Source organism: Streptomyces sp. SID14478 (assembly GCF_010548525.1).
In the GTDB taxonomy this organism is placed as follows: domain Bacteria; phylum Actinomycetota; class Actinomycetes; order Streptomycetales; family Streptomycetaceae; genus Streptomyces.
The window spans coordinates 1-8,171 of record NZ_JAAGMG010000477.1; the positions used below are offsets into that span (position 1 = coordinate 1).

General features: G+C 71.6%; 5 protein-coding genes. 4 read left to right on the plus strand and 1 reads right to left on the minus strand.

Annotated elements, in window-relative coordinates; translation table 11 throughout:
* From G3I40_RS15830 to G3I40_RS15840, 3 genes are all read left to right on the plus strand, one after another.
* Positions 1-2,847 (plus strand): FAD-binding and (Fe-S)-binding domain-containing protein (locus G3I40_RS15830; RefSeq protein ID WP_164302805.1); only part of this gene is annotated, 2,847 nt, incomplete at its 5' end.
* A 135-nt stretch (positions 2,848-2,982) separates the two neighbouring features.
* Complete coding sequence (locus G3I40_RS15835; protein WP_164302806.1) at positions 2,983-4,407, plus strand: Gfo/Idh/MocA family oxidoreductase; 1,425 nt, start codon at positions 2,983-2,985, stop codon at positions 4,405-4,407.
* Positions 4,408-4,480: 73 nt separating this feature from the next.
* Positions 4,481-5,992 carry a glycosyltransferase family 39 protein gene (locus G3I40_RS15840; protein ID WP_164302807.1) on the plus strand — a complete coding sequence of 504 codons (1,512 nt, stop codon included), beginning with the start codon at positions 4,481-4,483 and terminating at the stop codon, positions 5,990-5,992.
* A 27-nt stretch (positions 5,993-6,019) separates the two neighbouring features.
* On the opposite strand, the gene G3I40_RS15845 is transcribed toward G3I40_RS15840, so the two are convergent.
* On the minus strand, positions 6,020-6,772 hold the full coding sequence (locus tag G3I40_RS15845; RefSeq protein ID WP_164302808.1) for a hypothetical protein: 753 nt from the start codon (positions 6,770-6,772) through the stop codon (positions 6,020-6,022).
* A gap of 294 nt (positions 6,773-7,066) precedes the next feature.
* Here G3I40_RS15845 and G3I40_RS15850 point away from each other — a divergent pair.
* Positions 7,067-8,171, plus strand: a 1,105-nt coding sequence (locus G3I40_RS15850; protein WP_164302809.1) for an ABC transporter ATP-binding protein, incomplete at its 3' end; no start/stop codon positions are given.

The window sequence follows — 8,171 nt, forward strand, 5'->3', positions numbered from 1 at the left end:
GTCGCGGACGCGCAGGCGGGCGGCACGCCGGAGCCGCTGCGTGGGCAGCTGACGCGGCTGCTGGGCGCGGACAAGGTCCTCACGAAGGTCTCTGACCTGGTGCGCTACGCCTCGGACGCGAGCCCGTACCGGTTCGTGCCGCAGGTCGTGGTGGTCGCCGAGGACATCGACGACGTCTCCGCCGTGCTGTCGTACGCGCGCGGCAAGGGCCGCGAGGTCGTCTTCCGCGCGGCGGGCACGTCGCTGAACGGGCAGGCGCAGGGCGAGGACATCCTCGTGGACGTCCGTAAGTTCTGGGCGGGCGTCGAGGTCCTCGGCGACGGTGCGCGGGCCCGCATCGGCCCCGGCACCACCATCGTCCGGGCCAACGCGACACTGGCCCGGCACGGGCGGGTGCTCGGCCCGGACCCGGCCAGCGCGATCGCCTGCACCATCGGCGGCGTGGTGGCGAACAACGCGTCGGGAATGACCGCGGGCACCACCCGCAACTCGTACCGGACGGTCGCCTCGCTCACGTTCGTGCTGCCGTCCGGCACGGTGGTGGACACCGGGGACCCCGCGGCGGACGAGCAGCTCGCGCACTCCGAACCCGCCCTGTGCGAGGGCCTGTTGGCGATCAAGCGGGAGATCGAGGCGGACGCGGAGCTGACCCGCCGGATCCGCGCCAAGTACGAGATCAAGAACACGAACGGGTACCGGCTCGACGCCTTTCTCGACGGCAGCACGCCGGTCGAGATCCTGCGGGGGCTGATGGTCGGCTCGGAGGGCACCTTCGGGTTCATCTCCGAGGTCGTCTTCGACACGCTGCCGCTGGACCGGTGCGTCTCGACGGCGCTGCTCTTCTTCCCGTCCCTCACGGAGGCGGCCGCGGCCGTGCCCGTCTTCAACGAGGCGGGGGCGCTGGCGGTCGAGCTGATGGACGGCAACACCTTGCGGGCGTCGATCAGCGTGCAGGGCGTTCCGCAGGACTGGGCCGAGCTGCCGAAGGAGACCACCGCCCTGCTCGTGGAGTTCCGCGCGCCCGACGAGGAGCGGCAGGCGGCGTACGAGGACGCGGCCGCGAAGGCCCTGGAGGGGCTTCACCTCGTCGCCCCGGTCGCCTCGGTGACCAATGCCTTCACGCGTGACCCGAAGACGATCGGCGGCTACTGGAAGGCCCGCAAGGCCTTCGTGACGGCGGTCGGCGGGTCCCGCCCCTCCGGCACGACCCTCATCACGGAGGACTTCGCGGTACCGCCGTCGCAACTGGCGGAAGCCTGCGAGGCGCTGCTGGAACTGCAGACGCAGCACGGCTTCGACGCCGCGGTGGCCGGCCATGCCGCGCACGGCAACCTGCACTTCCTGCTGGCGTTCGACGCGGCCAAGCCCGAGGACGTGGACCGCTACGCCGCCTTCATGGACGACTTCTGCCGGCTCACGGTGGAGCGATTCGACGGCTCCCTGAAGGCCGAGCACGCCACGGGCCGCAACATCGCGCCCTTCCTGGAGCTCGAATGGGGGCCCAAGGCCACGGAGTTGATGTGGCGGACGAAGCAGGTCATCGACCCCGACGGGGTCCTCGCGCCTCGCATCGTCCTCGACCGCGACCCGAAGGCCCATCTGCGCGGCCTCAAGACGATCCCCAAGGTGGAGCTGATCGCCGACCCGTGCATCGAGTGCGGCTTCTGCGAACCCACCTGCCCCAGTGAGGACTTGACCACCACGCCGCGGCAACGGATCGTGCTACGCCGCGAGATGATGCGCCAGCCGTCCGGTTCCCCCGTCGAGGACGCGCTGATCGACGCGTACGGGTACGACGCGGTGGACACCTGCGCGGGCGACTCCACCTGCAAGCTGGCCTGCCCGGTCGGCATCGACACCGGAGCCTTCATGAAGGGCTTCCGGCACGCCCGGCACACCCCGCGCGAGGAGAAGGTGGCCGCTCTCGCCGCGAAGAACTTCAAGGCGGTCGAGGCGTCCGCGCGGCTGGCCGTGGCGGCCGCGGACAAGATCGGCGACCGGCTGCTCACGTCCGTGACGACCGCCGCGCGCAGGGCGGTCCGCCCCGACCTCGTGCCCGAGTGGCTGCCGGAGATCCCGGGCGCGGCGGCCCGGAAGCTGCCCCGCACCACGCGCGCGGGCGCCACCGCCGTGTACTACCCGGCATGCGTCAACCGCATCTTCGGCACCCCGGGCGACGTGTCGCTCCCCCAGGCCGTCGTCGCGGTCTCCGCGCGCGCGGGCAGGCCGGTGTGGATCCCGAACGACGTGGCCGGTACGTGCTGCGCCACGATCTGGCACTCCAAGGGCTACGACGAGGGCAACGCGGTGATGGCGAACCGGATCGTCGAGGCGGCCTGGGGCTGGACCGCCGGCGGCCGCCTCCCGCTCGTCGTCGACGCGTCGTCCTGCACCCTCGGCATCGCCCATGAGGTCGTGCCGTATCTCACCGACGACAACCGGGAGTTGCACGCGGAGCTGACCGTCGTCGACTCCCTCGTCTGGGCCGCGGAGGAACTGCTGCCGCGGCTCACGATCGCGCGCACGATCGGTTCCGCCGTGCTGCACCCCACCTGTTCCATGGAACACCTCGGTGACGTCGCCCAGTTGAAGGCTATCGCCGAGGCCTGCGCGGACGAGGTGGTGATCCCGGACGACGCGGGCTGCTGCGCCTTCGCGGGTGACCGCGGCATGCTCCACAAGGAGTTGACCGAGTCCGCGACCCGCAAGGAGGCCGCGGAGGTCACCTCCCGGGCCTACGACGCACATCTGTCGGCGAACCGGATGTGCGAGGTGGGCATGGACCACGCGACGGGCCGCGCCTACTACTCCGTACTGGTGGAGCTGGAGCGCGCGACCCGGCCCTGATCCCCAATCGGGCTCAAAGGACGGGTAAAGGAAAGTCCAACTCCCCATCCCCTTCCGTCCCTTGCGCCCAGCTCTCACCCCCTCCAAGGTGGCTTGCGTTTGCCCGGCACCGCACCCGCCAGCCTTGGAGGTCCGATGCACGACGACAACCCGCCCCTGGACACCACCGGTCCCGACGGCCACTCGCGCCGTGACGTCCTGCGCACCGCGGGTGTCGCGGGGGCCGGACTCGGCCTCGCCGCGTTCGGCCCCGGCGCGGCCCACGCCGCCGCACCCGCCTCCGTGCCCGCGCAGGAGGCCCCCGCACGGCAGGGCCGGACGATGATCGGAGTGCCTTTCGAGCGGCGCTCCACGGTCCGCGTCGGCATCATCGGGCTCGGCAACCGCGGCGGCAGCATGATCGACCTGTTCCTCGCGATGCCCGGGGTACGCGTCGTCGCGCTGTGCGACCCGGTGAAGGACAAGACGCAGCAGGCGGCGGCCAAGGTGACGGCCGCGGGCCAGCCGGCTCCGGCGACGTACACCAAGGGCGATCACGACTTCGAGAACCTCTGCAAGCGCGGGGACATCGACTTCGTGTACGCGGCGACGCCCTGGGACTGGCACTTCGAGATGGCGAAGACGGCCATGCTGAACGGCAAGCACGTCGGCGTCGAGTGTCCCGTCGCGCTCCGGCTCGACCAGTTGTGGGAACTGGTGAACCTCTCCGAGCGCACCCGCAGACACTGCATGCAGCTGGAGAACTGCTGCTACGGCCGCAACGAGATGCGCGTCCTGCGGATGGCGCACGCGGGCAGGTTCGGCCAACTCCTGCACGGCGCGGGCGCGTACAACCACGATCTGCGCGGCCTGATGTTCGACCCCGACTACTACGAGGGTCCGTGGCGCCGCCTGTGGCACACCCGGCTGCGCGGCGACCTGTACCCGAACCACGGTTTCGGACCGGTCGCCAACTACATGGACGTCAACCGCGGCGACCGCGTCACCCACATCTCCAGCTTCGGCACGCCGTCCCTGGGACTCGCCGAGTACCGCGCGGCCCACATGCCCAAGGACGACCCGAGCTGGAAGGAGTCCTACATCGAGTCGGACCGCACGATCAGCCTCGTCCAGACGGCGAAGGGCCGCGTGATCCGCCTCGAACACGACGTCTCGACACCGCACCCGTACTCGCGGATCAACCAACTCGGCGGCACCAAGGGCGTGTTCGAGGACTACCCGGAACGCATCTACCTGGAGCCCGACCACACGGACGACGCCTGGGGCGACTTCTCGCAGTACGCCGACTTCGACCACTGGCTGTGGAAGGAACACGCCAATCCGCCCGGCGGACACGGCGGGATGGACTACATCATGGTGTACCGCCTGATGCAGACGATGCGGCTCGGCCTCGTCCCCGACTTCGACGTGTACGACGCCGCGACCTGGACGTCGCCCGTGCCGCTGAGCCACCTCTCCATCAAGGCGCACGGCGCGCCGCAGCAGATCCCCGACTTCACGCGCGGCGAGTGGCGCACCGAGTGCGGCGGCGTCGACTCGGAGAGGCCCGCCGAGGCCTGAGCCTGCCGCGCACGCCCTCGACCGTTGCCCGCGCCGCCAGTACGCTCCCGGCCGACCGGGGGAAGGCGAGGACATGGGCGCGGACGCGGCGCGGGCGGAACAGGACGGAGAGGGGCTCGCGGCGACGGCCTGGCGGCCGCTGCTGGGCATGATCGCGGCGTACGCGGCGGTGTTGACCCTGCTGTCGGCGCGATACGGCTACCACCGCGACGAGTTGTACTTCGTCGCAGCGGGCCGTCACCTCGCCTGGGGCTACGTCGATCAGCCGCCGCTCACTCCCCTGCTGGCCCGCGCCTGTACCGCCGCCTTCGGGGACAGCGTGGTCGGCCTGCGGGTGTCCGCGACGCTCGCTGCGTCGGTGACCGTACTCGTCGTGGCGCTGGTGGCACGGGAGTTGGGCGCCGGACGCGGCGCACAGCTCCTCGCCGCCGCACTCGCCGCCCTGGGCGGTCAGGCGCTCGCGGTCGGCCACATGATGTCCACCGCGACCTTCGACCTGCTGGTGTGGGTGACCCTGAGCTGGCTGGTGCTGCGCGTCCTGCGGACCGGTGACGGGCGCTGGTGGGCGGCGGCGGGCGCGGTCACCGGGGTCGGCGTGCAGAACAAGTACCTGGTGGTGCTGCTCGTCGGGGTCCTGCTCGTGTCGATCGTCGCCGTGGGCCCGCGCGCGGTGCTGCGCGGCGGCTGGTTCCTCGGCGGTTGCGCGGTGGCGCTCGCGCTGGCGGCGCCGACCCTCTGGTGGCAGGCGGCGCACGGCTGGCCGCAGTTCACGGTGGCCCGCGGCATCAGCGAGGACGACGGCGGGGAGAACCGCGCCCTGTTCGTGCCGCAGCAACTCGTGTATCTCTCCCCGCTGTTCGTGCCGGTGTGGTTCGCGGGGTGGCGGTGCCTGTGGCGCTCTGCCCGACTGCGCTGGGCTCGGGCCTTCGCGGTGGCGTACCCGCTGCTGTGTCTCGTGGTCCTCGCCCTGGGCGGCAAGGGGTACTACACGGTGCCGCTGCTCGTGGTCCTGCTCGCGGCGGGGTGTGCGCCCGCGCTGCGGTGGGCGCGGGGCGGCCGGGCGCGACGGAATGCGCTGATCGGGGCGGTGGCCGTGTCCGCCGTGTGCAACGCCCTGATCACCCTGCCGGTGCTGCCGCCTGCCGCGCTGTCCGTGCCGATGGCCCTCGACAAGGAGCAGGGCGAACAGCTCGGCTGGCCCGAACTGGCCGACGCCGCACGCAACGGCTGGGCGCGGATACCGCCCGCCGACCGGGCGCGGGCGGTGCTCTTCGCCGGCAACTACGGCGAGGCCGGCGCCTTGGAACGGTACGGTCCGGCGCGGGGGCTGCCCGCCCCCTACTCGGGCCATATGAGCTACGCAGACTGGGGTCCGCCGCCCGACTCCGCGAACGGGCCCGTTCTCCTCGTCCGGCTGCCCGACGCGTCCGGCATCGAGCGGCATTTCGTCGGATGCCGCACGGTCACCCGCGTCGACAACGGCCAGGACGTGGACAACGAGGAACAGGGCGCGCTTGTCGTCCTGTGCACCGGCCCGGCGCGGAAGTGGTCCGCGTTGTGGCCGTCGTTGCGCCACGCGTACTGACGGGACCGACCCCGGCCGGTGCGCGCGTCAGGCCTTGAGGTCGGCCTTGTCCCCCATGACGACGACCGGATGCTGCGCGGGGTCGAGCGTCTTGAGCAAGTACTCCATGTTCGCCTTGGACTGGCTCACGCAGGCCGACGTCCCGCTGCCGTGGTCCATGTGCAGCCAGATGCTGCCGCCCTTGGACTGGCCCTGGGGGCGGGTCGGGTCGTTCGGTGCGGTGCCCTTGACGCGGTTGTAGTCGATGGCGACGACGTAGTCGAAGTCGTGCCAGTGAGACTTGGCCCAGTAGTGCGGGGCCTGGATCGAGGCGGTCTGCGTGTACGGCAGCTTCGCGCCGGGGTCGCTGAGCACGCCGCCGGCGTCGCTCAGGGTGAACACGCCCACCGGGCTGCGGTTGTCGCCCTCCTGGTGGTCGGTCGTCCAGCCCTTCTTGCCGTTGTGCCCCGACCAGCTGCGCGCCTTCTTCCAGGTGTCGCCGGACTTCGTGTAGAGGGCGATGGTCGAGTCCGCGGAGTCCTTGCCGTCGCCGTAGACCGCGACGACCTGGCGCGAGTTCGCCGGGATCTGCTTCTGGTAGCGGTCGCCGATCTCGGGGATGCGCTTGAGGTCCGCGGCGCGCGCCTCGTCGCTGCGGGCGCCGTCCGCCGAGCTGTCCGCACCCGCGGAGTCCTTGTGGCCGCTGGAGCCGTCGTCGTCTCCGCACGCCGCCAGCGATGTCAGAAGAACTCCACATGCCGCCACCGCGACGCCCGTTCGCACCACACCCGCATTACGCATGCGCTCCATGGTCGCACCCCACGGCACGCACACCGCGCCCGGCCCTGGATGCGGCCGCTGATACGGGCCGAATCTTTGCCCGCGACCGGAAAACCGTTTGCCTCCGGTCACTGCGGGACGCGAACCTTTCACGGTTTGTTCCGCCGCCCTGTTTGTTCCGCCGCCTTCGAAATCCGCTGCCTTCGACACCGTCGCCCTCGCACCACCGACGCCGCCTGCCCGGTAGCCGCTCGGTCGCATCCGTACCGCCACCCGATCCCCCTCCTTCAGTTCCACCTTCGAGCTTGGGACGTCATGCAGATCTCCGACCTTCCGTATCCCGACCCGGGCGTGCCCGACGCACGCTCCGGCCCCCTGTTCCTGCGCTGGCTCGGCCGCAACCAGCTCGGCGGCCAGTTCAAGTCCCTCGCCTGGGGTCTGCTCCACTTCTCCTCCGTCGCCGGTCTGCCCTACGGCGTGGGCTACGCCGTGCAGGCCGTCGTCGACGGCTCCGGCGCCCGCCTCGCCGCCGCGGGCGGTCTGATCGTGCTGCTCGGCGTCACCATCGCGTGCGGCGACACGATGCTGCACCGCACGGCGGTCACGAACTGGATCACCGCCGCCGCCCGTGTGCAGCAACTGCTGGCCCGCAGGACCGCCACGCTCGGCGCCGCCCTGACCCGCCGGGTCGCCGCGGGCGAGGTCGTCGCCGTGTCCACCGGGGACGTCGAGAAGATCGGCTGGTTCGTCGAGGCACTCTCCCGCTTCGCCGCGGCCGCCCTGACCGTGGTCCTCGTCTGCGTCAGCCTCGTCGTCTACCAGCCCGCGCTCGGCATCGTCGTCGCGCTCGGCATGCCGGTGCTCGCCCTCGCGGTGCTGCCGCTGCTGCCGCGCGCCACCCGGCGCGCGGACCACCAGCGCGAGAAGGCGGGCCGGGCCACCGAACTCGCCTCGGACACCGTCGCCGGACTGCGCGTGCTGCGCGGCATCGGCGGTGAGGAGCTCTTCCTCGACCGCTACCGCCGCGCCTCGCAGGAAGTCCGCAAGGCCGCCGTGCGCAGCGCCCGCATGTGGTCGCTGATCTCCTCGATCCAGGTCCTCCTGCCGGGGCTGCTGCTGATCGTGGTCGTCTGGTACGGCGTCCATCTCGCGCGCGAGGGCCGGATCACCGTCGGCGAACTGGTCACCGTGTACAGCGCGGTGATGATCCTCAACTACCCGCTGCGCCACTTCGAGGAGATCGCCATGGCGTACTCCTTCTCCCGCCCCTCGGCGCAGCGCGCCGCCCGGGTCCTGTCCCTGGAGCGCGTCACCGATCCCGCGGGCGGGCTGCGCGACGCGGTCGCCCCGGCCGGGGATCTGTACGACCCCGCGACCGGCCTGCTCGCCCCGGCCGGACGGCTGACCGCCGTGGTGTGCG

What these genes read in the sequence shown, in the direction of transcription:
- G3I40_RS15835 (WP_164302806.1), top strand. Translation starts at nt 2,983, where the DNA reads ATGCACGACGACAACCCGCCCCTGGACACCACCGGTCCCGACGGCCAC.
- G3I40_RS15840 (WP_164302807.1), top strand. Translation starts at nt 4,481, where the DNA reads ATGGGCGCGGACGCGGCGCGGGCGGAACAGGACGGAGAGGGGCTCGCG.
- G3I40_RS15845 (WP_164302808.1), bottom strand. Translation starts at nt 6,772, where the DNA reads ATGCGTAATGCGGGTGTGGTGCGAACGGGCGTCGCGGTGGCGGCATGT.